At 69.0% G+C, this 25,001-nt stretch carries 21 protein-coding genes; 10 read left to right on the forward strand and 11 right to left on the reverse strand.

Going from position 1 to position 25,001, the window contains the following annotated elements; all coding sequences use genetic code 11:
• The first annotated feature begins 286 nt into the window (after positions 1 to 286).
• Both ACT541_RS15700 and ACT541_RS15705 read left to right on the forward strand, forming a co-directional pair.
• Positions 287 to 658, forward strand: coding sequence for a 2Fe-2S iron-sulfur cluster-binding protein (locus tag ACT541_RS15700; protein WP_476138038.1), 372 nt, complete (start codon positions 287 to 289; stop codon positions 656 to 658).
• Between the two features lie 85 nt (positions 659 to 743).
• Entirely contained in the window at positions 744 to 1,223 is a 480-nt protein-coding gene (locus ACT541_RS15705) for a rubrerythrin (RefSeq protein ID WP_476138039.1), read from the forward strand.
• A gap of 236 nt (positions 1,224 to 1,459) precedes the next feature.
• Here ACT541_RS15705 and ACT541_RS15710 read toward each other — a convergent pair whose 3' ends face one another.
• The 8 genes from ACT541_RS15710 to nifB form a co-directional block, all read right to left on the reverse strand.
• Entirely contained in the window at positions 1,460 to 2,491 is a 1,032-nt protein-coding gene (locus ACT541_RS15710) for a histone deacetylase family protein (protein ID WP_476138040.1), read from the reverse strand.
• 19 nt (positions 2,492 to 2,510) lie between these two features.
• Positions 2,511 to 3,329, reverse strand: a complete 819-nt coding sequence (locus tag ACT541_RS15715) for a shikimate 5-dehydrogenase (RefSeq protein WP_476138041.1) — start codon at positions 3,327 to 3,329, stop codon at positions 2,511 to 2,513.
• Between the two features lie 277 nt (positions 3,330 to 3,606).
• The gene (locus tag ACT541_RS15720; RefSeq protein WP_476138042.1) at positions 3,607 to 4,482 is read right to left on the reverse strand and encodes an SIR2 family NAD-dependent protein deacylase; all 876 of its coding nucleotides are present in this window, start codon (positions 4,480 to 4,482) and stop codon (positions 3,607 to 3,609) included.
• Positions 4,483 to 4,595: 113 nt separating this feature from the next.
• Positions 4,596 to 4,811 carry a putative nitrogen fixation protein NifT gene (gene nifT / locus ACT541_RS15725; RefSeq protein ID WP_476138043.1) on the reverse strand — a complete coding sequence of 72 codons (216 nt, stop codon included), beginning with the start codon at positions 4,809 to 4,811 and terminating at the stop codon, positions 4,596 to 4,598.
• Positions 4,812 to 4,886: 75 nt separating this feature from the next.
• Positions 4,887 to 5,243 carry a nitrogen fixation protein NifZ gene (locus tag ACT541_RS15730; protein WP_476138044.1) on the reverse strand — a complete coding sequence of 119 codons (357 nt, stop codon included), beginning with the start codon at positions 5,241 to 5,243 and terminating at the stop codon, positions 4,887 to 4,889.
• On the reverse strand, positions 5,243 to 6,031 hold the full coding sequence (locus ACT541_RS15735) for a 4Fe4S-binding leucine-rich repeat protein (RefSeq protein WP_476138045.1): 789 nt from the start codon (positions 6,029 to 6,031) through the stop codon (positions 5,243 to 5,245). Before ACT541_RS15735 ends, ACT541_RS15730 begins: the two co-directional genes overlap by 1 nt.
• A gap of 33 nt (positions 6,032 to 6,064) precedes the next feature.
• A complete protein-coding gene (locus ACT541_RS15740; protein WP_476138046.1) occupies positions 6,065 to 6,256 on the reverse strand; it encodes a 4Fe-4S dicluster domain-containing protein in 192 nt (63 codons plus the stop codon).
• A 165-nt stretch (positions 6,257 to 6,421) separates the two neighbouring features.
• Positions 6,422 to 7,906, reverse strand: a complete 1,485-nt coding sequence (nifB, locus tag ACT541_RS15745) for a nitrogenase cofactor biosynthesis protein NifB (protein ID WP_476138047.1) — start codon at positions 7,904 to 7,906, stop codon at positions 6,422 to 6,424.
• Between the two features lie 276 nt (positions 7,907 to 8,182).
• Between nifB and ACT541_RS15750 the strand changes: the two genes are divergently transcribed.
• The 6 genes from ACT541_RS15750 (at position 8,183) to ACT541_RS15775 (ending at position 17,510) form a co-directional block, all read left to right on the forward strand.
• Positions 8,183 to 8,602 (forward strand): group III truncated hemoglobin, encoded by a 420-nt coding sequence (locus ACT541_RS15750; protein WP_476138048.1) that lies wholly within the window; start codon positions 8,183 to 8,185, stop codon positions 8,600 to 8,602.
• A gap of 231 nt (positions 8,603 to 8,833) precedes the next feature.
• Positions 8,834 to 9,358, forward strand: coding sequence for a PAS domain-containing protein (locus tag ACT541_RS15755; RefSeq protein ID WP_476138049.1), 525 nt, complete (start codon positions 8,834 to 8,836; stop codon positions 9,356 to 9,358).
• Entirely contained in the window at positions 9,333 to 10,970 is a 1,638-nt protein-coding gene (locus ACT541_RS15760) for a methyl-accepting chemotaxis protein (RefSeq protein ID WP_476138050.1), read from the forward strand. Before ACT541_RS15755 ends, ACT541_RS15760 begins: the two co-directional genes overlap by 26 nt.
• Positions 10,971 to 11,082: 112 nt before the next feature.
• Complete coding sequence (locus tag ACT541_RS15765) at positions 11,083 to 12,261, forward strand: efflux RND transporter periplasmic adaptor subunit (protein WP_476138051.1); 1,179 nt, start codon at positions 11,083 to 11,085, stop codon at positions 12,259 to 12,261.
• A gap of 16 nt (positions 12,262 to 12,277) precedes the next feature.
• Complete coding sequence (locus ACT541_RS15770) at positions 12,278 to 15,451, forward strand: efflux RND transporter permease subunit (protein ID WP_476138052.1); 3,174 nt, start codon at positions 12,278 to 12,280, stop codon at positions 15,449 to 15,451.
• Between the two features lie 88 nt (positions 15,452 to 15,539).
• Positions 15,540 to 17,510, forward strand: coding sequence for a PhoX family protein (locus tag ACT541_RS15775; RefSeq protein WP_476138053.1), 1,971 nt, complete (start codon positions 15,540 to 15,542; stop codon positions 17,508 to 17,510).
• A gap of 78 nt (positions 17,511 to 17,588) precedes the next feature.
• Here ACT541_RS15775 and ACT541_RS15780 read toward each other — a convergent pair whose 3' ends face one another.
• The 3 genes from ACT541_RS15780 to ACT541_RS15790 form a co-directional block, all read right to left on the reverse strand.
• Positions 17,589 to 17,888, reverse strand: coding sequence for a rubredoxin (locus ACT541_RS15780; RefSeq protein WP_476138054.1), 300 nt, complete (start codon positions 17,886 to 17,888; stop codon positions 17,589 to 17,591).
• Positions 17,889 to 17,959: 71 nt separating this feature from the next.
• Positions 17,960 to 18,553, reverse strand: coding sequence for a malonic semialdehyde reductase (locus ACT541_RS15785; protein WP_476138055.1), 594 nt, complete (start codon positions 18,551 to 18,553; stop codon positions 17,960 to 17,962).
• 112 nt (positions 18,554 to 18,665) lie between these two features.
• Positions 18,666 to 22,046, reverse strand: coding sequence for an EAL domain-containing protein (locus ACT541_RS15790; RefSeq protein ID WP_476138206.1), 3,381 nt, complete (start codon positions 22,044 to 22,046; stop codon positions 18,666 to 18,668).
• Positions 22,047 to 22,390: 344 nt separating this feature from the next.
• Between ACT541_RS15790 and ACT541_RS15795 the strand changes: the two genes are divergently transcribed.
• Positions 22,391 to 23,758, forward strand: coding sequence for a protoglobin domain-containing protein (locus ACT541_RS15795; RefSeq protein WP_476138056.1), 1,368 nt, complete (start codon positions 22,391 to 22,393; stop codon positions 23,756 to 23,758).
• A 127-nt stretch (positions 23,759 to 23,885) separates the two neighbouring features.
• Entirely contained in the window at positions 23,886 to 24,947 is a 1,062-nt protein-coding gene (locus ACT541_RS15800) for an alkene reductase (protein ID WP_476138057.1), read from the forward strand.
• The last annotated feature ends 54 nt before the right edge of the window (positions 24,948 to 25,001 follow it).

Consider the following 25,001-nt stretch of genomic DNA (forward strand, 5'->3'; position numbering starts at 1 on the left):
CTCGCCCGGGCGCACGTCGAAGCCGGGCGCGCCATCGCATCGGCCGCGACATCGCGCCGACGGGCTCGCGACAGGCACGTGTCGCGAGCCCGACAAAGCGCGACAGGGTGACCCGGGCGACGGCGCGACGGGGCCGAAAACCGCCGCGAAGGCGTCCGCGGCAGTTGGCGCGGGGCTTGCTCCGGGGCTCGGCACGCATCCCCGCGCGGTTCGGCGGGCGACTTCGGTCGTCCGTGCCGGCGGGCCGCGTTCGACGTCAACAGAGACACCCCAGCGGAGCCGCCAGATGGCCAACGTGACCTTCTCTTCCCGCGTCCTTCCCAAGGACGTCACCGTCTACGCCGTCGCGGGCGACCGCGGCACCATTCTCTCGGTCGCCGAGAAGCACAAGATCCCGATCCCGTTCGAATGCCGCGACGGCGAGTGCGGCTCCTGCCTCGTCGAGATCGTCACGCTGACCGGCAAGACCATGGGCTCGCAGCTGACCGAGAAGGAGAAGGCGATGCTGAAGTCGCTCGGCCGCATCACGGCCGACGAGCTCGCCGACGCCGAGACCAACGACGTCATGCCGCGCTTCCGCCTCGCCTGCCAGACGATCGTGCGCGACCAGGACATTCTCGTCCGCTTCCTCGGCGACCAGCCGGGCGACGCCGTCTGACGGACCCACGGCCGGGGCGATCCGTCCCGGCCCCCTGCCCCGCCCCGGCGACCGGGCGGCGGGGCGCGACGACGAGGAGCGCGACATGAAGAACGTCGAGGAATTCCTGGCCTATGCCGTCAAGCTCGAGGAAGAGGCCATGCTGCGCTTCGGCGAACTCGCCGACAGCATGGAGACCTGGGGCAACGCCGATGTCGGCAAGCTCTTCCGCAAGCTCTCGGAATATTCCAAGTGGCACATGAGCGACGCCAAGGCGCGCTCGGGTTTCCGCGAGATCCCGGAGATCGCGCCGCACGAGTTCCACTGGCCGCAGGGCGAGAGCCCGGAACGCGCCGCGATCTGGGCGGCCGATCCCTTCATCGCCCGCGACGAGGCGCTGGAGATCGCGCTCTCGGCCGAACGCGCCGGCCTCGCCTTCTACGCCCACGTGCTCGAGACGACCGACGATCCGGAGATCGCCGCGCTCGCCAAGGAGTTCGTCGAGGAGGAGAGCGAGCACGTCGCCGAGCTCCTCAAGTGGATCGCCGCCCACAAGGCCGGCAAGCCGCTGCCGGCGCTCGCCTGAGGCGGACGCTCCCGCTCCGACGTCGATGCCCCGGCTCGCCGGGGCTTTCGGCGTTGCGGGGACGGCGAGGCCGTGCGCGATGCTTCGAGACGGGCGCCTACGGCGCCCTCCTCAGCATGAGGCGTATGTGTTTGTTTCGAATATGAAAAACGCCTCATGCTGAGGAGCGGGCCGACGGTCCGCGTCTCGAAGCGTCGCGCACCACGCCTCTCTCCTCCCCAAGGGAGAAGCCCTCCTCACGCGCCTTCGAAGCCGGTCAGCACGCCGACGGCGTTGTGGCCGATCGCCTCCACCGCGTAGCCGCCCTCGAGCACGAAGACGGTCGGCAGGCCGAGCTTCGCCAGGCGGCGGCCGATTTCGGGGTAATCCGACGTCTTCAGGCGGAAATGGCTGATCGGGTCGCCCTCGAACGTGTCGAGGCCGAGCGAGACGACCAGCGCCTCCGCCCCGACCTTGCGGATGCGCTCGATCGCCGTGTCGAGCGCCGCACCCCAGGCCTCGAAGCCCGAACCGGCGAGAAGCGGCAGGTTGAGGTTGAAGCCCTCGCCGGCGCCGACGCCCACCTCGTCGGCGGCGCCGAGGAAGAACGGGTATTCGGTCGACGGGTCGCCGTGGATCGAGGCGAAGAACACGTCGGAGCGATCGTAGAAGATCTCCTGCGTGCCGTTGCCGTGGTGGAAGTCGACGTCGAGCAGGGCGACGCGGTCCGCGCCCTTCTCGCGCAGCCGCTCGGCGGTGCAGGCGGCGTTGTTGACGTAGCAGTAGCCGCCGGCGGTGCGGCGGCCGGCGTGGTGGCCCGGCGGGCGGCAGCCGGCGAAGGCGACGCGCTCGCCGGAGGCGACGAGATCGGCCGCCGTCAGCGCGACGCGGAACGAACTCTCGATCGCCTTCCACGTGCCTTCGACGAAGCTCGCGCCGCCGTCGAAGGAATAGAAGCCGAGCAGGGCGCGGATCGCCTTCGGCTTCAGATCGGCGCGCAGATTGTGCGTCGGCCACACCATCGGCAGCGCCGGACCGACGTAGCCGGCGGCCGTCCACAGATCGAAGGCCTCGGCGAGGAAGGCGACGTAGTCGGCGTCGTGAACGCGACACGCCGTGTCGAGGCTCTGCTCCGTCGGCGCGACGAAGGGGCCGAGGCCGCGGCGTTCGGCCTCGGCGAGCACGAAGGCGAGGCGCTCGGGCTTCTCGTAGCCGGGCTCGATGATGCCGGCGCCGAGTTCGACCTGACCGGAATGGCCGAGATGGTCGGGGGACCAGACGATCTTCATGGGGGTGATCTCCGATGGCTCAGGCGCGTGAGAAGGCGGTGGCGCGGGCGATCAGATCGTCGTCCGGGCGGATGCCGGTGTAGAGCACGAATTGTTCGACCGCCTGCAGCGTCATGACCTCGGCACCGGTGATCACCGGTTTGCCGAGCCGACGGGCGGCGAGAATCGTCGGCGTCTCGGAGGGCAGCGCGACGACGTCGAAGACATGGGACGCCGCGGCGATCTCGGTCTCCGTGAAGGCGAGATCACCGGCCTCGGCCCCGCCGGCCATGCCGATCGGCGTGACGTTGACGAGCATCGCGCCGGCCGTGTCGCCGATGTCGGCACGCCAGCCCCAGCCGCAGCGGTCGGCCAGCGCGCGGCCGGCGGTCTCGTTGCGGGCGACGATGGTGCCGGCCTCGAAGCCCGCGTCGCGCAGCGCCGCGGCGACCGCCTTGCCCATGCCGCCGGCGCCGCGCAGCACGACCGGCGTCGACACCGGCACGGCGTGGGCGACGACGAGCTTCGCCACCGCGACGTAGTCGGTGTTGTAGGCCTTCAGGTGCCCGTCTGTGTTGACGATGGTGTTGACCGCGCCGATGGCGGCGGCCGACGGGTCGAGTTCGTCGACCAGCGGGATCACCGTCTCCTTGTGCGGCATCGACACCGCCGTGCCGCGGATCGACAGCGCCCGGATGGCGGTGACCGCACCGGCCGCATCGGCGACCGCGAAGGCCTTGTAGACGTAGTCGAGCCCCAGTTCCTCGTAGAGGAAGTTGTGGAAGCGGGTGCCGGTGTTCGACGGGCGCGCCGAGATCGACATGCACAGGCGGGTGTCGCGGGTGATGCGGAGGGTCATGCGGGCTTCCGGTCGTCGGTGGGACGGGGGAGGCTAGACCCGAGGCGCGGCGACGGCAACGCACGGCGTCGCAGGGCGGGCGTGTCGGGGGCGGGACGCGGAGGTCGGGGCGTGGGTGCGCGATGCTTCGAGACGGGCGCCCGCAGGGCACCCTCCTCGGCATGAGGCGCTTTTCATATTCGATACAAACACATACGCCTCATGCCGGGGAAGCGGGCCGACGGCCCGCGTCTCGAAGCATCGCGCACGTGTTCGGCGCGAGCGGCGTCGCCGCCCCTCAGCCCACCAGCAGATCGACGGCCTGCGCCAGCGGCAGATCGACCACCTCGGCGCCGATCTCGGCGAAGAACTTCAGCTCGTTCTTGGTCAGCCCCGCCGTCTCGGTCACCACCACGAGGGGACCGGCGGAGCGCTTGGCGATCTGGCGGGCGTAGGTGCGCAGCATCTGGTCGTGGAAGCGACAGCCGACGAAGACGAAGCCGCGGGTGGCGCGGATGCCCTTCACCACTTCCGGGATCGGCGTCTGGATGTCGATCTCGGTCAGGACCTCGACATAGTCGCTGTCGGCGACGAGGAAGTTCTTGGCCGGCGCGACGGCGCCGTGCGGCTTGTAAAGCACGGTCTTCGCCGTGTCGGCCGTCGCGGGCGCGAGTTCCGCACCGTCGGGGCCGTAGGCGCGGAACCAGATGTCGGCGTTGACGCCGGCCCGCGTGATGCCCTGGATCTCGACCCAGTCGGTGCGGCCGGTCGCCTTCAGCGCGGTGCGGGCGGCGCCGTCGTACCAGGTGTCGACGATCAGGGCGAGCGGCAGGGTCGCGAGCTTGGCGTGGAGCTTCGACGGCGCGACGGCGGGGCCGAAGATCTCCGCCATGAAGGCGACCAGCGTGTTGCGATGGCGGCGTTGCTCGATGAACTGGGCGACCGACCACATGTTGGTGCGGATCCGCGACGGCGCCGGCGCCTTGGCGTGGAGCCGCGCGGCGACCGCCTCAGGCAGGAGCGGGATCGGCGCCTCGCCGTCGAGCGCGGCGAGGTCCGGCCCGAGGAAGGGGATCAGCCGGTCGGCCTCGAGACCGAAGCGGACGTCGGCGAGCTTGGCCTCTGCGGCGGCCCCGGTCAGCACGACGGGCTCGGCGGTGGCGATCATGGTCATGGTCTCTCCTCGTCTCGTCGTGTGGTCGGGCGCGGTCGGCTCGCCGGCTCTGCCGGCGCCCCCTCATCCGGTCCTTCGGGCCACCTTCTCCCTCGAGGGGAGAAGGGAACGCCTCACTCCTCGTCGTCGCCGATCTTGCGGGCGTTGACGGTGATCGGCAGCTTGGTTTCGGCCGGCATGTCGGGCAGGACCAGCACCCAGCCGTTCTTCATCTTGATCGAACCGCCCCACATCCCCTCCTTCTCGACCTCGACGACCGGTTCCTCGAGATCCTTCTTGGGGATGTAGGCGGAGAGCCCCTTGGGCGTGTTGCGGAGCATCACCTTCATGTCATGGGCCTTTCGTGGGCGACGGCGCCATTCCCCGGCGCCGGATGCGGGTGGCGCGGGGCACGCGCCGGAGGGTCATTCGGCCGCTTCGCCGAGCATGTGGCCGGCGTCGCGGGCGGCACGCGCGGCGGCATCGGCGCGGTAGCGGGCGGCCTCCTCGGGCTCGGCGTCCATGGAGACCAGCTCCTTGCCGCGCATGCCGACGATGGTGCCGCGTTCGGTCCACTCGACCGCGTAGATCCAGAACATCTGCAGGAAGGTGCCGATGTCGCGCACGTAGCCGACGTCGCCCTTCATCACCAGCGGCTCGCCGATGTCCTTGCGCGGATAGGTGCCGTCGTTCTTGACGAGGCGGCGGGCGACGACCCGCTCGCCGGGCTTGAACACCGGCGCCTTGCGGATCTCGACTTCCTCTTCGCGTGCGAGGCCCATCAGCGCTCTCCTTCGGTCTTCAGTCGTGCCTCGACCGCCTCGCGGACGATCGCCTCGCCGTCCTCGGCCATGGCCGCGAGATCGGCGAGCGGCAGGCGTTCGGCGACGGTGAACCGCACCCGAACGTCGGGATCCTTCGCCAGAGCGTGCAGCCGTTCCGGCGCCAGTCGCTCGGCGACCACCAGACGGACCGTCGGGTCGGGATCGACGATCAACGCACCGAGATGGCGCGGATCGACGCGACGGGCCGCCTCGCGGCGAATTTCGTCGTCCTCGTCGTGCATCACGCCGACGAGGAGCGCGGGCGGCGCACGACGGGCCGCCGCCATGCGGACGCCGTAGTCGGCATCCGAGAGCAGCGGCACGAGGTCCTCGGCGTCGAGACGCCGTACGACCGTCATGCGCACCCGCCGGTCGGGATCACGGGCGAAGCCCCGGATCCGCGGCTTGGGCAGACGCAGCGCCACCATGGCGCGGACGTCGGGCTCGGGATCGTTCATCAACGCTCCGAGCCGGAAGGGGCTGGCGTATTTCGCCGCCAGCGTCCTCACCTCGAAATAGGGGTGATCGAGGTAGCGATCGGCCTGCGCCGGATTGGCCGCGAAGAAGCGGTCGATCCGCTTGCCGCGCCGGTCGTTGACGCAGGTGCGCCCGAACTCGCAGAGACCGGCGGCGCGATTTTCATCGTGCGGACAGTCCCGGCAGGAGATCGGGTTGCCCAGCCAGTCGACGGTCTCGTCCTCGTCGACCGGCTGGATCCGCAGCGTGCCTTCGAAGCCATCGCTCATGGTCGCCGTCCCTCCCGGCCACCGAGCGTGGCGTCAGGCCTTGACGCAGGTCTTGGGCACCGGGCAGACGGCGGCGCACTGCTGGGTGTCCATGCCGTCGCATTCGGTGCACTTCGCCGGATCGATGATGTAGGTCTCGCCCTTCATCCTGATCGCGGCCGAGGGGCACTCGAACTCGCAGGCGCCGCAGGTGGTGCATTGGGAAGAGATGATCTTGAAGGCCATGAGCCCGTCTCCTGGTGTCGTCACGTCGTTTCGGCGGCGAGCCGCCGGCTGGGGGCCGTCCGGCGGGAGGCCGGACCCGACGCGAGCGCGCGACGGCTCAAGTTCCGTCGCCACCCACGAAGGTGTGCGGCGCGCCCGGACGGGTGCGCCGCGTGCGGCGTCGCCTCAGGCGACGGCCGCGGAGCACGCGACGCCGAACTCGGTCGCATAGAGCGCGCCGATGGCGGTTTCGATGTAGTCGAAGGCGTAGTCGTCGGTGGCGCGGATGCCGGCCGCCGTCAGCATGTCCTTGGGGCAGTCGCCGATCTTCGAGCACAGCACCACCTCGACGCCCTCGAGCGCCGCGATGACCGTGTCGAGGGTGGCGTCCTCGCCCCAGCCGCCTTCGCAGTACTGGGCCTCGACCTTGCGGTGGCCGACGAAGGTGATGCCCTTCGGGCCCGCCTCGTAGACCTGGAACTCCTTGGCGTGGCCGAAGTGCTGGTTGACGCGACCGCCGCCCTGGGTGGCGACCGCGACCAGCAGCTTGGCCTCGACCGCGGTCTCCTTGACCGCGGCGACCGCCGCGTGCTTCGCCTCGACGTGATCGCCGCGCTCCTTGGCGACGATCTCGCGATAGGCCTCGCGCTTGGAGGCGTCGTAGGTGACGGTGTCGGGCAGCTGGTCGAGGGTGAACTCCTGACCGCGGTCCTCGCCGAGCAGGCCGACGGCATCGGCGCGGCACTGGCGGCAGTGACGCATCAGCTTGGCGCCGCCCTCGAGCTTGTCCTGCAGCGCCTTCAGCTCCATCGCCGTCGGTCCACGCTGACCGGTCAGGCCGTAGTGGGTGCCGTGCGCCGGATCGGAGATCAGCGGCATGACGTTGTGCAGGAAGGCGCCACGCTCCTTCACCCACTTGTTCACCTCGAGCAGATGCTCGTCGTTGACGCCGGGGATCAGGACCGAATTGATCTTGGTGAGGATGCCGCGCTCGGTCAGCATCTCCAGGCCGAGCATCTGGCGCTCGTGCAGGATGCGGGCGGCCTCGACGCCCTCGTAACGGCGCTTGTTGTAGTAGATCCAGGGATAGATCTTCGCGCCGATCTCGGGATCGACCATGTTGATGGTGATCGTGACGTGGTCGACGTTCATCTGCGCCAGCTCGTCGACGTGGTCGGGCAGCGCCAGACCGTTGGTCGAGATGCAGAGCTTGATGTCGGGGATCTCCAGGGAGATCGCCTCGAAGGTCGCCTTGGTCTTCTTCCAGTCGTAGCAGGCGTCACCCGGGCCGGCGATGCCGAGGACCGACAGCTGCGGCACCTCGTTGGCGACCGTCACCACCTTGCGCATCGCCTGATCGGGCGTCAGCTTCTCCGAGACGACGCCGGGGCGGCTCTCGTTGGCGCAGTCGTACTTCCGATTGCAGTAGTTGCACTGGATGTTGCAGGCCGGCGCCACGGCGACGTGCATGCGGGCGAAATAGTGGTGCGCCTCTTCGGAGTAGCAGGGATGATCCTTGATCTTCTCCCACGTGGCCTCGTCCATGTCCTCGGGCTTGGCGGACGAGCCGCAGGAGGACGACGAACACCCGCCCGAAGAGGCGGTCTTCTGGAGGGCATCCGCGTCGATCGGCGTCAGGATGCTGTCCAAGGAAATCATCGGCTGGTTCATCTCGACCACTCCCCTCGGCATGGTTCGAGGGAGATTTCGCAAGCCCCGTGCCAGAGGCGCGCGAACGGCGGTTTTCGAGGGATTCCAGAGATCTCGCGTCGCGCCGGCGTCGGAATTGTCCGTCGGACATGTCGGATTCCTGTCGCGTGTCCGACACCAGACATCGCCGACATGCGCCGAAAGTCGCAGACGATCTGCGTCGCACATCCGGCATTTCACGAATTGCCAAGTCGGCGGTAACCGCGGCGTCTAACGGCCTCGAAAGGGACCGCCACGATGACCGCCTCCTCTGCCGCTGCTCCGGCGCACGACGACGACGCCGAAGCCGCCATCGAGCGCATGGTGCGCCGCTTCTACGACGGTTGGGCCGGCGATGCGCTGCTCGATCCGCTGTTGCGCGCGCTGCCCCATCTCGAGGAGCACCTGCAGATCATCATCGATTTCTGGTCGCGCCAGCTGCTCGGCACCGACCGCTACCAGGGCCGCCCCTTCCCGCCGCACTGGAAGCTCGACATCGAACCCGATCACTTCGACCGCTGGATGGAGCTCTTCGCCGGGGCGGTGAAGGCCGAGCTTCCCGCCGATCTCGCCGCGACGGCGATCGAGAAGGCCGGCCACATGAGCGTCGCCTTCCAGGCCGGCCTCTTCCCGATCAAGGGACCCGACGGACGACCGATGAAGCTCTCGCGCGCCTGACGCCGCCGCTTCGCTCACTCGGATACCGCAGAATGCGTCGTGGGCTCGTGCCTTCACCGCGTCGAGCGCGGTCGTATACATTCGCGTCACGAAAATATTGCTAAAATTTTTCTTCGAACACTCCATCTCATCGCGGAGCTTCGGCGCGCTCTTCTTCCAAGATGACACTTTCTTAACCCTCGCGGGTCCAACGTCGGCGGATCGAAACATCGTTCGAGGATCGACGTTTCCATGGCGCCACGAGTCACGCCCAAGGATCGAGAGGTTACTTTCGATCCGGACGAAATCATCGTCTCCAAGACCGATCTCAAGGGTCGGATCACCTATGCCAACACCACCTTCGCCAAGGTGGCGGGCTATTCGCGCGCCGAGCTGATGGGCGCGCCGCATTCGATCATCCGCCATCCCGACATGCCGCGTTGCGTGTTCAAACTACTCTGGGATCGCCTGGCGGAGGAAAAGGAAGTCTTCGCCTATGTGAAGAACATGGCGCGTGGCGGCGAATACTATTGGGTCTTCGCCCACGTGACACCGTCCTACGACAATGCCGGCAAGGTGACCGGCTATCACTCCAATCGGCGCGTTCCGGATCGTCGCGTCGTCGACGGGGTGATCACGCCGCTCTATCGCACGCTGCTCGCCACCGAGGCGTCGCATGCCAACGCCAAGGACGGGTTGCGCGCATCCTTCGCGCAGCTCCTGGACATCGTGAAGTCGAAGGCCAGCAGCTATGACGAACTCGTCTTTTCGCTCTGAGGCGCTCGTTCCCGGCATCGCCGGCCTCGTCGCGATCGCCGGGGCCGGCGGCGCGGTCGTCCTCGGTGCGCCCTGGGTGGCGCTCGGCTGCCTCGCCGCGGCGGGGGCTGCGACCATCTGGTCGCTGTGGATCGCCGCACGCGTCGCCGCCGGCGTCGGCCGGGCGGTCGACGTCTGCGCGGCGCTGGCGCGCGGTGACTTCGAGGTCCGCGACCTCGCCTTCGACCGGCCCGGCATGGCCGGAGCGCTGACCGACGCGATCAACGACATGGCCGACCACGTCGATGCCTTCGTGCGCGAATCCAGCGCCTCGATGGACGCGGTGCGGCACAACCGCTATTGGCGCCGCATCCTGCCGGACGGCATGCACGGCGCCTATCGCCGCGCCTCCGAGACGATCAACGAGGCGACCGACGTCATCCAGGAGCGGGTCCAGTCGTTCAACGTCTCGACCGAGGACTTCGCCGACACCATCAACTCGATCGTCGACAGCCTCACCGTCTCGGCCGACGGCATGGGCGCGACCGCCGAGCGGATGAGCGAGGGCGCCGACGCCACCGATCGCCGCGCCGGATCGGCCGTCGAGACCTCGCAGGAGGCCTCCGCCGACGTCCGCCGCGCCGCGGAAGCCGCCGAACGCCTGTCGCAGTCGGCCCGTGGCATCGGCGCCGAGATCGACCGTTCCGCCACCATCGCCCGCAACGCCGTCGCCCGCGCCGAGGAGACGGGCCGCATCGTGTCGGGTCTGTCCGATGCGGCGGAGAAGATCGGCGCGGTGATCGGCCTGATCGATCAAGTCGCCGGGCAGACCAACCTCCTCGCCCTCAACGCCACCATCGAGGCGGCGCGCGCCGGCGAGGCGGGCCGCGGCTTCGCGGTCGTCGCGGCCGAGGTCAAGAACCTCGCCGACCAGACCGCCAAGGCCACCGCCGAGATCGCCTCGCACATCACCGAGGTGCAGTCGGCGACCCGAGCGGCGGTCGAGAGCATCTCCGGCATCGGCGGCACGATCGCCGAGATCGACGCCTCGACCGGCGCCATGCGCGGCTCGATCGAGACCCAGATCGAGGCGACCAGCGAGATCGCCCACAACGTCGCCAACGCCTTCGAGGGCTCGCGTGCGGTGAGCGACAACGTCGCCGGCATCTCCGACATCGCCCGCGAGACGGCGACGCTCGCCGCCGACCTCGGCACCACCTCGCGGCGGATCTCCTCGGAGGGCAACCGTCTCGCCGAGACCGTGCGCGAGTTCCTGTCGCGTCTGCGCCGCGGCCCGCTCGACCGCCGTCTGACGGCGGAGCAGCGGATGCCCGCCGGCCATGCCGTCGGCGTCCTCCACGACGGGGCGCACAGCAAGGCGGTCTGCGTCGACGTCTCCCACTCGGGCGCCAAGCTGGCGCTGGAGCTCGAGGGCGACTTCGCCGGTTTCCTGGTCGGCGACCGGGTCAATCTGTCGTCGATCCCGGGCATCGACTGCCCGGCGATCGTGCGCTGGGTCCACGGTCACGAGATGGGCGTCGAATACGTCGCCGCCGAGTTCTCGCCCGAGGCGGCACGCCGTCTGAGGGCTCTGGTCGACGAGGCCAAGGCCCGCGCACCGGCCGCCGCCTGACGGATCTTGCGATCGTGACGAAATCTTCAGGTGACGCGCGGTCCGTAATCATGCTGATATCGTACGAGGCTGGGGCGACTCTCCGGCCTCGTTTCGTTTCGTCGAGGTTTCCATGCGGGTCTCCGCCGTCCGTCTCATCGCTGCCACCGCCACCGTCGCCGCCGTCGCGCTGTTCGCCGCGCTTCCTCGCGACGCCGTCGGACAGAACGCGCCCGCCGGCGGCCCGCCGGCCGGTCCCGCCGTCACCGTCGCCAAGCCGGTGGTGCGCGACGTGCAGGAGACCCAGGTCTTCACCGGTCGCTTCGATGCCATCCAGTCGGTGACCATCAAGGCGCGTGTCGCCGGCTACCTGCAGCAGGTGGCCTTCACCGACGGTGCCCAGGTCAAGAAGGGCGACCTGCTCTTCGTCATCGATCCCCGCCCCTACCGGGCCGCGGTCGATCAGGCGAAGTCGGCGGTCGCCGTCGACGAGACGGCGCTGCAGTTCGCCAATGCCGACTTCGAGCGCGCCCAGGCGCTGCAGAAGTCGGGCAACATCACCGAGCAGGTCTTCGACCAGCGCCGGCAGACGCTGCTTTCGGCCCAGGCGCGCGCCGCCGGCAACAAGGCGGCGCTGGCCGCCGCCGCGCTCAATCTCGAGTTCACCGAGATCCGCGCCCCCTTCGACGGCCGCCTGTCGCGGACGCTGGTCTCGGAGGGCACGCTGATCGGCGCGGCCGACACGTCGCTGACGACGATCGTCGGCTCCGACCCGATCGACTTCTACTTCGAACTCGACGAGGGCACGTTCCTCGGCCTCGAGCGCGCCCATCTGGCCGCCGGCAAGGGATCGATCGTCGGCACGACCGCCTTCGTCGGCACCTCCGACGAGCTCGAGCCGAAGCGCGAGGCGAAGATCGACTTCGTCGACAACCGGGTCGATCAGGCCTCGGGCACCATGCGTCTGCGCGCCAAGGTCGACAATGCCGACCGCTTCCTCACCCCCGGTCTCTTCGGCCGCATCCGCATCGCCGTCGGCGGACCGAAGAAGGGCGTGCTGATCCCCGACGAGGCGATCGCCTCCGACCAGACCCGCCGCATCGTCTATCAGGTCGCCGAGGACGGCACGGTCAAGCCGACGCCGGTGGTGCCGGGGCCGAAGATCGACGGCTATCGTCTGATCCGTTCGGGCCTCGAGGGCACCGAGACCATCGCGATCAACGGCATCGTGCGCATCCGTCCCGGCGTGAAGGTGACGCCGCAGCCGACCCAGTTGCCGCCCGTCGCCGCCGCGCCGGCGGGGCAGCGCTGAAACGAGGCGAGATCCCATGCGTTTCGCCCATTTCTTCGTCCGCCGGCCGATCTTCGCCTCGGTCCTGTCGATCCTGACGGTGATCGTCGGCCTGGTGGCGTTCAATGCGCTGCCGGTGTCGCAGTATCCCGAGATCGCGCCGCCGACCATCGTGGTGCGCGCCAACTATCCCGGCGCCGACGCCGAGACGGTGGCCGCCACGGTCGCGACGCCGCTCGAGGAGCAGATCAACGGCGTCGAGGACATGCTCTACATGTCCTCCTATTCCTCGGCCGACGGCTCCGTCGCGCTGACCATCACCTTCAAGCTCGGCACCGACCTCAACAAGGCGCAGGTTCTGGTGCAGAACCGCGTCGCCGTCGCCCTGCCCCGCCTGCCGACCGCCGTGCAGCAGACCGGCGTCACCACCAACAAGTCGTCGCCAGACATCATGATGGTGCTGACGATGTACTCGCCCGACGGCACGCTCGACCCGCTCTACGTGTCGAACTACGCCCGCGCCAACGTCCGCGATCCCCTGCTGCGCCTCGACGGCGTCGGCGAGGTGACGATCTTCGGCGAACGGCTCTACAGCCTGCGCATCTGGCTCGATCCGTCGAAGCTCGCCGGTCTCGGCATGGTCGCCGACGACGTCATCAAGGCGGTGCAGGCGCAGAACGTCCAGGTGTCGTCGGGCACGCTCGGCGCCCAGCCGGCGCCCAAGGACAACGCCTTCGAATTCGTGGTGCGCACGCAAGGGCGCTTCGCCGAGCCGAAGCAGTTCGAGGACGTGATCGTGCGCTCGACCTCCGACGGCCGCGTGGTGCGGCTGAAGGACGTCGCCCGCGTCGAGATCGGCGCCCAGAGCTACACCAACACCTCCGCCTTCTCGGGCAAGCCCGCGGTCAATCTCGGCGTGTTCCAGCGGCCAGGCACCAATGCGCTCGCCGCCGCCAAGCAGATCCACGACCAGATGACGGAGCTCTCGGCGTCGTTCCCGCCGGGGCTCGCCTACACGATCGGCTTCAATCCGACCGACTACATCCAGGCCTCGGTCGACGCGGTCTACGAGTCGCTGTTCGAGGCGATCGTGCTGGTCGTCATCGTCGTCATCGTGTTCCTGCAGTCCTGGCGCACGGCGCTGATCCCGCTCGCGGCGATCCCGGTGTCGCTGATCGGCACCTTCGCGGCGCTGGCGGCGCTCGGCTATTCGCTCAACACGCTGACGCTGTTCGGCCTCGTGCTGGCGATCGGCATCGTCGTCGACGACGCGATCGTCGTGGTCGAGAACGTCGAGCGCAACATCCGCGACGGCATGCGGCCGCGCGATGCCGCCCATACCACGATGGACGAGGTCGGCACCGCCGTCATCGCCATCGCGCTGGTGCTGGCGGCGGTGTTCATCCCCACCGCCTTCGTGTCGGGCATCACCGGGCAGTTCTATCGTCAGTTCGCCGTCACCATCGCGGTGTCGACGATCATCTCGGCGATCAACTCGCTGACGCTGTCGCCGGCGCTGGCCGCGCTGCTGCTCAAGCCGCATGCGCCGGGCGAGCCGGAAGGCTTCCTGACTCACCTGTGGCACGGCTTCACCAACCGCTTCAACGCCGCCTTCGACGCCCTGTCGAACGCCTATGCGATCGGCGTCGGCTTCGTCGTCCGCCACCGGGTGACGGCGCTCGCGGTCTATGCCGGCCTGATCGTCGGCACGCTGTGGCTCGCCAAGGTCCTGCCGACCGGCTTCATCCCCAACCAGGACCAGGGCTATGCGCTGGTCATCGTCCAGCTGCCCGACGGCGCCTCGCTGACCCGCACCCAGGCGGCCGTCGACGAGGCCGGCAAGCGGGTGCGCGGCATTCCGGGCATCCAGGCGACGGTCGAGATCGCCGGCATCAACGCGTCGACCTTCACCCCGGCCTCCAACGGCGCGGTGCTGTTCACCCCCTTCATTCCCTTCGACGAGCGTCTGAAGAAGGGGCTGACGGCCGACAAGATCGTCGGCGACATCCTGAAGGCGCTGGCGCCGATGCAGGAGGCCTTCACCATCGCGGTGCCGCCGCCGCCGGTGCGCGGCCTCGGCAACCAGGGCGGCTTCAAGCTGCAGGTCCAGGAGCGCGACAGCGCCGACATGCGGCGCATCCTCGGCCTCACCTATCAGATGATGGGCGCGGCGGCGAAGGATCCGCAGCTGGCACGCGTCTTCACCACCTTCACCGCCTCGACGCCGCAGGTCTGGCTCGACGTCGACCGCACCAAGGCGCAGATGCTGAACGTGCCGATGGGCGCCGTCTTCGACGCCCTGCAGCAGAACTTCGGCTCGGCCTACGTCAACGACTTCAACGCCTTCGGCCGCGTCTACCAGGTCCGTGCCCAGGCCGACGCCGAGTTCCGCATGACCGCCGACGATCTCGCCCAGATTAAGGTCCGGTCGTCGAACGGCGCGCTGGTGCCGCTCGGCACGGTCGTCTCGGTGCGCGAGGTGGCGGGTCCGTCGCTGATCCAGCGCTACAACATGTACACCTCGATCCCGCTGCAGGGTCAGGCGGGTCCGGGCGTCTCGTCCGGCGTCGCGCTCGACCGGATGGAAGCGCTGGCGCGGTCGATCCTGCCGTCGGGCACCGGCTTCCAGTGGACCGAACTGGCCTTCCAGGAAAAGGTCGCCGCCGGCTCGACGATCGGTATCTTCGCGCTGTCGGTGCTCTTCGTCTTCCTGGTGCTCGCCGCCCAGTATGAGAGCTGGACGCTGCCGATGTCGATCATCCTGATCGTGCCGCTCGGCGTCGGCGCGGCGCTGCTCGGCGTCTGGGGCCGGGGGATGGACAACAACATCCTGACCCAGATCGGTCTCATCGTGCTGATCGGCCTCGCCGCCAAGAACGCGATCCTGATCGTCGAGTTCGCCGCCCAGCACGAGATCCAGAAACGCGACGGGCCGATCGCTGCGGCGATCGAGGCCTGCCGCCTGCGTCTGCGTCCGATCCTGATGACGGCCTTCGCCTTCATCCTCGGCGTCGTGCCGCTCGCGTTCGCCACCGGCCCCGGCGCCGAGATGCGGCGCGCGCTCGGCACGGCGGTGATGTGGGGCATGATCGGCGTCACCATCGTCGGCCTGTTCCTGACGCCGGTGTTCTACGTCGCGATCCGCAAGACCTCGGGCTGGTTCCGCACCCGGATGAAGCGCCGCGCCGTCGCCGACGCCCGCGGCGCCTGACGCCGACGCCCGCCCGACGGCGGGCGTCATTCCTCCGTCACCGGAGCCTTTCAAGACTGGCACACCCATTCTCGAGAGGACCCGGCCGATGACCGATCATCCGACTTCCCGGCACGTCGAAGGCGCGAGCGACGACGTCTCCAGCAACGACTCGGGCAACACGCCCTTCGCCGTCGTGCTCGAGCGGGCGCTGTCGCGGCGCGGCTTCCTCGGCGGCGCGACCTCGACCGCCGTCCTCGCCGCCGCCGGCGCGCTCTCCGGCACGGTCGGCGCCTCGGTGCTCGCCTCCAAGACGGCGGCCGCCGCGGGCGGCTCGACGCTCGGCTTCAAGCCGTTGCCGCACGGCTACGACGCGACCCACCACGTCGCCGAGGGCTACGACGCGACCGTCCTCATCCGCTGGGGCGACCCGGTGGTGAAGGGCGCCCCCGCCTTCGACCCGATGAAGCAGACCGCCGCGGCGCAGACGCAGCAGTTCGGCTACAACAACGACTTCGTCGGCTACACGCCCCTGCCCTACGGCTCGGGCGACCCGGCCCACGGCCTGCTCTGCGTCAACCACGAATACGTCAACCGCGAGCTGATGTTCCCCGATCCGGCGGATCAGGACCCGAAGACCCAGTCGAAGGCCTCCGTCGACATCGAGATGGCGGCGCACGGCCACTCGGTCATCGAGATCGTCCGCGACGCCGAGGGCAAGTGGGCGGTCGTGCCCGGCCCCTACAACCGCCGCATCCACGTCGGCACCGAAATGGCGATCTCCGGCCCCGCCGCCGGCCACGACCGGCTGAAGACCTCCGCCGATCCGACCGGCCGCAAGGTCTTCGGCACCGTCAACAACTGCGCCGGCTCGATCACGCCGTGGGGCACGGTCCTGATGGCGGAGGAGAACTTCAACAACTACTTCGGCGGCGACGCCGCGAAGACCAAGGAAGCGCGCAACTACAAGCGTCTGGCGCTCGCCTCGGGCGAGGCCGAATACGCCTGGAGCCGCTTCCACGACCGCTTCGACGTCGAGAAGGAGCCGAACGAGGCCAACCGCTTCGGCTGGATGGTCGAGATCGATCCCTACGACCCGACCTCGACGCCGATCAAGCGCACCGCGCTCGGCCGCTTCAAGCACGAGGGCGCCCATGCCCTCGTCGACAAGTCCGGCCATGTCGTCGCCTATTCGGGCGACGATCAGCGCTTCGACTACATCTACAAGTTCGTCTCGAAGAACAAGTACGACGCCAAGGACCGCAAGGCCAACTTCGGCATCCTCGACGAGGGCACGCTCCACGTCGCCAAGTTCTCCGACGACCACACGCTCGAATGGCTGCCGCTCGTCTTCGGTCAGGGGCCGCTGACCGAGGCCAACGACTTCCACAGCCAGGCCGACGTGCTGATCGAGACGCGCCGCGCCGCCGACCTCCTCGGCGCCACGCCGATGGATCGGCCCGAGGACATCGAGCCGAACCTCGTCACCGGCGTCGTCTATTGCGCGCTCACCAACAACGGCAAGCGCAAGAAGGAACAGGTGGACGCCGTCAATCCGCGTGCCGCCAACGAACACGGCCACATCCTGGAGATGATCCCGCCCGGTGGCCGCGGTGCCGACAAGGACCACACGGCGACGAAGTTCACCTGGGACATCCTGCTGCTCGCCGGCAACCCGGCCGATCCCAAGGACGGCGCCAAGTACCATCCGGCGGTCGGCGCCGGCGACTGGCTGTCCTGCCCCGACAACGTCGCGGTCGACACCAAGGGCCGGCTGTGGATCGCCACCGACGGCGCGCCGAAGTTCGGCATCGCCGACGGCGTGTGGGCGACCGACGTCGAGGGCGACGGGCGCGCGCTGGTGAAGCTGTTCTTCTCCACCCCGCGCGGCGCCGAACTCTGCGGCCCGTCGTTCAACACCGACGACAGCGCCTATTTCGCCACCGTCCAGCATCCCGGCGACGAGAAGGGCTCGACCTTCGCCAAGCCGTCGACCCGCTGGCCGGACTTCAAGGACGATCAGCCGGCGAAGCCGTCGGTCATGGTCATCACCAAGCAGGGCGGCGGCCCGATCGGCTGATCGCGCGGCGTACCGGATCCATGCACGAAAGGGCGGCCTCGCGGCCGCCCTTTCTCGTCTCTTCGAGCCCCGCCGCCCTCAGTCGAAGGGTTTCCAGGGGCGATCGGTCGGCGCGAACCACGCCTTCGGCGAGCCGCAGACCGGGCAGCGCCAGCCCTCCGGCAGATCGTCGAAGGCGATCCCCGGCGGGATCGGTCCGTCGCCGGCGATGTTCGCCGGATCGCCGTGGAGGGGATCGTAGACGTAGTGTTCGCACTCGTTGTAGGTGCAGAGCCAGCGCCCGGCTTCGGCCCGCGCCCCGCCTGCGGCCCCGGTGAGGAGGCCCAGGAAGGCGACGAGCCGGGCGAGGACACGGCGGCGGTTCGGGGGCTGCGGCATCGACGGGCTCGCGGGCGTACGGGACATGCGGTCAGCATGGCCCGCTTCCGCGAAACCCGCATGAACCGAGGTCAGGCGACGGCGGCGACGTCCTCGAAGGCGAGGCGCGGCAGGCGCGGATGCAGCTTGGCGGCATCGCCGTAGCCGATGTTGACCAGCATGAAGGACTTGGCCGAGCCGTCGGCGAAGAAGGCGGCGTCGCAGGCGGCGGCATCGAAACCGGTCATCGGGCCGGCGTCGAGGCCGAGCGAGCGCAGGGCGAGGATGAAGTAGCCGGCCTGCAGCGCCGCGTTCATGCGGGCGGTCGGCTCGGCGTGCGGCTGGCCGGCGAACCACGAACGGGCGTCGGCATGGGGGAAGAGTTTCGGCAGCTGGTCGAAGAACTTCGGGTCGTAGGCGACGATCGCGGTGACCGGCGCGGCCATGGTCTTGTCGACGTTGCCGGGGGCGAGCGTCGGGCGCAGCTTCTCCTTGGCCTCGGCCGAGCGGACGAAGACGAGGCGCAGCGGCACGCTGTTGGCGGCCGTCGGGCCCCACTCGGTCAGTTCGACGGCCTGACGCAGCGTGGCGTCGTCGACGGGGCGGTCCTGCCAGGCACCATGGGTGCGGGCTTCACGGAAGAGAAGATCGAGGGAAGCCGCGTCGAGGACGGGACGAACGGTCATCGGACACTCCTGGGAGAACATGCGACAGGGAGGCTGTCGCTTCCCCTCCCACATGCGCCCGACGGCACCGCGCGACTAGACCGCGGACGTCGAACGATGCGTCCAATTTCCCTCAACCGGCATCGCGGGCGGCGACGGGCGGCTTGCCGCCGAGCCGCTCGAGCAGTTCGGCGAGCGGTACCGGACGGGCGACGTGGTAGCCCTGCACCATGTCGACGCCGATGGCGCGGAGCTGCTCCAGCGTCTCCTCGTCCTCGACGAACTCGGCGATGGTGGTGGCGCCGATCTTGTGGCCGATGTCGTTGATGCTCTCGACGATGGCGCGATCGACCTGGTTGGTGGTCAGCTTGCGCACGAAGGAGCCGTCGATCTTCAGATAGTCGGCCGGGAACTGCTCGAGATAGGCGAAGGACGAGAGACCGGCGCCGAAGTCGTCGAGCATGATGGCGTAGCCGGCGGCGCGCAGCTCTTCGACCAGCTTGCCGGCGTGGGTGATGTTGTTGATCAGCGAGGTCTCGGTGATCTCGAAACGCAGCCGGTGCGGCGGCAGGCGCGAATCCTCGAGCTCGGCGGCGAGGAAGGCGAGCAGGCCGGGGTCGTCGAGGCTGTTGGCCGACAGGTTGATCGACACCGACAGGCGCGGCACCGCCAGGATCGCGTCGTCGAGGTGATGCAGCACGGAGTGGATCATCCAGCGATCGATCGACGCCATCAGGCCGTAACGCTCGGCGGCCGGGATGAAGGCGCCGGGCGGCAGGATCGCTCCCGCGTCGTCGCGCATGCGCACCAGCAGTTCGGCATGGGACTGGAGATGGCCGGCGGGGCGCAGGTCGAGGATCTCCTGGGCGTAGATCTCGAACCGATCGGTGTCGAGCGCGGCACGGATGCCGGCGGCGGTGTGCAGTTCGTGGTGATGGCGGCGGGCGTCGCCCTCGGAGAGATGATAGAGCGACACGCGGTTGCGCCCGGCGGCCTTGGCGGCGTAGCAGGCGACGTCGGCACGGCTCATGACGTCGGCGGCGAGCGGGATCTCGGCGTCGACGCGGGCGATGCCGACCGAAGCGCCGACCTCGTAGACCCGGCCGCCCCAGGAGAAACGGACCCGGCCGATGCGTTCGATCAGCCGCTCGGCGATCAGACGGGCATCCTCCATGTCGCAATCGACCAGCAGGAGGCCGAACTCGTCGCCGCCGAGGCGGGCGACGACGTCGTTGCGGCGCATCTCGCCGCGGATCAGCCGGCCGATCTCGCGCAGCAGTGCGTCGCCGGCGGCGTGGCCGGCGGTGTCGTTGATGATCTTGAAGCGATCGAGGTCGACGAAGCAGAGCGAATGGCGCGAGCCGTCGAGATGGGCCGCGGCGCAATAGTCGGAGAGCGTCTGCTCGAAGGCGGAGCGATTGCGCAGGCCGGTCAGCGCGTCGTGGGTGGCGAGCTGGGCGAGCTCCTTCTGCAGGGTGCGCGCGCGGGTCACGTCCTGGAAGACCAGCACGGCACCGAGCAGTTCGCCGTTCTTCTTCAGGACCGGCGAGGCCGTCGCCTCGATGTCGAGGCGGGTGCCGTCGCGGGCGACGAGAACGAGGCCGTCGTCCTCCGTGACGCGCTCGCGCTTGTCGAGCGCGCGAGTGACGGCGCAGACCGTGTCACGGCTCACCTCGCCCTCGCGCGCGACGCGGAAGACGGCGGAACAGATGCGCCCGAGGGCATGAGCCTCGCTCCAGCCGGTGAGCCCTTCGGCGATCGGGTTCATCAGCGAGATGCGACCGGTCTCGTCGGTGCAGATCACGCCGTCGCCGATCGAATGGAGGGTGATGCGCAGCCGCTCCTTCTCGGTCTGCAGTGCCTCGGTCAGGCTGCGGTTCTCGGTGATGTCGGTGTGGGTGCCGATCATGCGCAGCGGCTGGCCGTTCTCGTCGCGGGCGATGACGCGGCCGCGGTCGAGGATCCAGACCCAACGGCCGTCCTTGTGCCGCATGCGGAATTCGCACTCGAACTGCGTCGTCTCACCCTCGAGGTGGCGCTTCTCCTCGCGCAGCAGCATCGGCAGGTCGTGCGGGTGGACGAGCGAGAGCCAGGCGTCGGCCTCGCCCGAGATCTCGCCCGGCTCGTAGCCGATCATGCGCGCCCACATCGGCGAATAGAACGTGTCGCGGCGGCGATAGTCGTAGTCCCAGACGCCCTGGCGCGCGCTCTCCAACGCGAAGTTCCAGCGGCTCTCGGACAGTTCGAGCGCCTGTTCGACGCGGCGGCGGGCCTCGATGTCGTTGAGTTGGGCGATCAGATAGGCAGGCTTGCGCTCCGGCCCTTCACGCACGATCGCCACGGCGACGAAGGCCCAGATCGCCGAGCCGTCCTTGCGACGATAGCGGCGCTCGGCGGTGAAGACGTCGTATTCGCCGGCCAACAGACCGCGCAGACGGACGTCGAAGTCGTCCCGGTCGTCGACGGTGATGTCGCCGGGGCGCTTGCCGACGAGATCGCCCGGTTCGCAGCCGAGCATGTCGCAGAGCGCGCGGTTGACCGAGAAGCAGACGCCGTCGAGGCGCAGCAGCGCCATGCCGAAGGGCGAGTGCTCCATGGCGTCGCGGAAGCGGGTCTCGTTGCGGCGGGAGCGCGTGCGCTCCTTGTCGAGTTCCTCGCGCAGCAGGGCGAAGGCGACCGGCAGACCGGCGACGAGGGCGGTGGCGCAGAGCTGGACCACCGAGGCGGAGACCTCGACGTCGCCGAGGGCGACGATGCCCCAGTGGTGCGACCACGCGATGCCGATCGCCACGACGAGCGAGCCGGCCGCCGTCGCCGCGACCGAACCGCGAATGCCGACGATGGCGAGCGGCAGCACGCACATCGGCATCAGGGTCGGCAGGAAGGCCCGGCAGAAGCCGATGATCGCGAAGGACACGACGACGCCGAACAGCGTCTCGGCGATGCGTCGGACGAAGAGGTCGCGCCCGGCGCAGTGCTCGACGACGGCGACGGCCATCAGGACCATCAGCGAACCGGCGGCCTCGGAGCCCCATCGATCGAGAACGACGACGAGAAGGCCCTCCTCGACGTCGCCGACCACCATGCCGGCGGCGAGCGCTCCCAGACCGGGAACGAGAAAGCCGAAGGCGGCGACGCGGCGCAGCCAGTCGGTCGCCCAGCGCCCGGACCGCACCGAACGCGGCCCGACGAGCGCAACGAGGCCGCCGAGCAGCTCGACGACGGCGATCAGCGACAGCGGCAGGACACGGTCGAAGGGCTCGCCCGCGTAGGAAAGCGCGAAGAAGGTGGAGGCGAAGACACCGACCGCCGCGGCGACGAGACCGGCGCCGCCGAGGCCGGTGGCCATCAGCGTGGCGAAGCCGAGGGCGAACCACGGAATGTCGCGGGAGGCACGAAGGTCGTCCCAATGCACGGTGGCGAGCATCAGCACGAGGTGCCCGACGATCAGGGCGACGACCGCCCACGATCCGAACCGGCCCGTCGCCGCCGAACGTACAGGAAACCCAACCACCAAGACGGCCTCCGCAGGCGCAAACCCCGCCGGCCGACTCTCGACGATCATCCCTAACAATCGGTGAAGGTGCGGAAGGACCACCTAGACCAAAGCTCAATAATGGTTACGTTACGAAAACTCGCGAAATTTCACACGTCACACGTACCCATATTCGCCGAAAATGCGTACTGAATGCTCCATTAACTATACATTAACGTAGACATACCCAATATCACCGCGTCGCCCGTCCTCATTTGACGCAGACGAGCGCGCTGAATGATACAAAAAGAATAGAAATCGCGTAATTTGGCCGTTTTGACCAGACGACACGAAGCATCGAACAAGACGCGGAGATTGCAAGGATGGCCCCGACAAGCAATGCTGGCGATATCCAGCGGCGATTGACCTTCGCGCGGATCGACAAGACAGCCGTCGCCGATCTCCAGGCGGCCTGGAGCGCGATCGAACCGGAACTGGGACCGATCCTGAAGCGGTTCTACGAGCACGTGTCGGGCGAGCCTGCGCTCGCGCGTCTGGTCGGCTCGCGCGGCGCCAACCTCGCGGAAGCTCAGAAGCGGCATTGGGCACGCGTCTTCGCCGGCCGATTCGACGACGACTATGCCCGTTCGGTGACCGAGATCGGTCGGGCGCACCATCGCATCGGCCTCGAGCCGCGCTGGTACATCGCCGCCTATCAGTTCGTCCTCAACGAGATCGTGATGCTGTTGGCGCGCAAGGCGCGTTTCCGTACCAACGAGCTCGCGCGCACCATCACCGCCGTCAACAAGGCCGTGATGCTCGACATGGATTTCGCGATCTCGGTCTATCAGGACGTGCTCCTGGAGGAACGCAGCCGGCAGGCTGCCCATGTCGCGGCCGAGGTCGAGGCCTTCCGCGGCACCTCGACCGCCATGCTCGAGCAGGTCGGCAACAAGTCGCGCTGCCTCCTGGCGACGGCCGACGAACTCACCTCGATCGCCGGCGGGGCCCGGGAACAGGCGACCAACGCGGCTGCCGCGGCCGAAGAAACCTCCGCCACCGTCGCCTCGGTCGCCGGTGCGGCCGAAGAACTCAACGCCTCGATCAACGAGATCGGCCGCCAGATCTCGGCGGCGACCGGCATCGTCGAGCGGGCCAACGCGATGACCGGCCGCATGGCCGATTCGATCGACGTGCTGGCGCGCTCCGGCGAGAAGATCGGCGCCGTCGTCGGCCTGATCCAGGCGATCGCGGCGCAGACCAACCTGCTCGCCCTCAATGCCACCATCGAGGCGGCGCGCGCCGGCGAGGCGGGCAAGGGCTTCGCGGTCGTCGCCTCGGAGGTGAAGAACCTCGCCGGGCAGACGGCCAAGGCCACCGACGAGATCTCGCTGCAGGTCGGCGACATCCAGAACGGCACCGGCGCCGCGGTGGCGGCGATCGAGGAGATCGCCTCGATCATGCGCGACATCGGCGGCGTCACCGGCTCGATCGCCTCGGCGATCGTCGAGCAGTCGGCGGTGACGCGCGACATCGCCCAGTCGGTCACCCAGGCGGCGGAAGGCACGGCGGTGCTGGCCTCGACCGTCTCGGCGGTCGAGGGCGTCATCACCGAGACCAGCCGCAACGCCGGTACGGTCAACGAGACCGCCAACGCCTTCGGCGACCAGGCCAACGCGCTGGCGGTGGCGGTTCGCGAGTTCCTCGAGCGGCTGCACCGGCCGACGGAGACGACGGCGCGGCGCGCCTGAGGCAGATCAGGGTCGCAGGGATCACGGGTCGCGCGCCACTGGCGTGCGGCCCTTTCTGTTCCCATATTGGCGAGAGACGGTGCCTCCCGCGCCGGCTTCCCTCCCTTTCGTTCCCTCCCGAGGCCGCATGTCCCAACTCTTCACGCCGCTCGCGATCGGCGATCTGATCCTGCCCAACCGCGTCGTCATGGCGCCGCTCACCCGCTGCCGCGCCGGCGAAGGCCGCGTGCCGACGCCGCTGATGGCCGAATACTACGCCCAGCGCGCCGGGGCCGGCCTGATCCTGACCGAGGCGACTTCGGTGTCGCCGCAGGGCGTCGGCTATCCCGACACGCCCGGCCTGTGGTCGAAGGAGCAGGTCGACGGCTGGAAGGTCGTCACCGGCGCCGTCCACGCCAAGGGCGGGCGCATCTTCGCCCAGCTCTGGCACGTCGGCCGCATCTCCGATCCGGTCCATCTGCACGGCGACCTGCCGGTGGCGCCCTCGGCGGTCCGCCCGGCCGGCCATCCGAGCCTGCTGCGCCCGATGCGCGAATACGTGACGCCGCGGGCGCTCGAGACGATCGAGATCCCGGCGATCATCGCCGCCTATGCCAGGGGCGCGCGCAACGCGATCGCCGCCGGCTTCGACGGCGTCGAGATCCATGCCGCCAACGGCTATCTGATCGAGCAGTTCCTGGCGACCAAGACCAACCATCGCACCGACGCCTACGGCGGCAGCCTCGACAATCGCATGCGCTTCCTGCTCGAGGTGGTCGACGCGGTCGTCGCCGAGGTCGGCCCGCGCAAGGTCGGCGTGCATCTGTCGCCGCGCTGCGACAGCAACGATTCCGGCAACGACGATTCCGACGTGCTCTATCCGGCGATCGCCCGGGCGCTCGGCGAGCGCGGCATCGCCTTCCTGTTCACCCGTGAGCACGAAGGCCCGGATTCGCTGACCGCGATCATGCGGCGCGAATTCGGCGGTCCGGTCATCGCCAACGAGGGCTTCACCGTGGAGACCGCCGAAGCGGCCGTCGCGCAGGGCCGCGCCGATGCCGTCGCCTGGGGCAAGCCCTACATCTCCAACCCGGATCTGGCCGAGCGGCTGAAGGCCGGTCGCCCCTTCGCGCCCTTCGACACGACGACCTTCTACGGCGTCGGAGGTCACGGGCCCAAGGGCTACACCGACTATCCGCGCGACGCGTGACGACTGCCCACACGATGGGCTCCCCAACGGTCCGCCCGCCGGTCTATGCTCTCG

This window comes from Pinisolibacter sp. DMC100 (genome assembly GCF_056313705.1).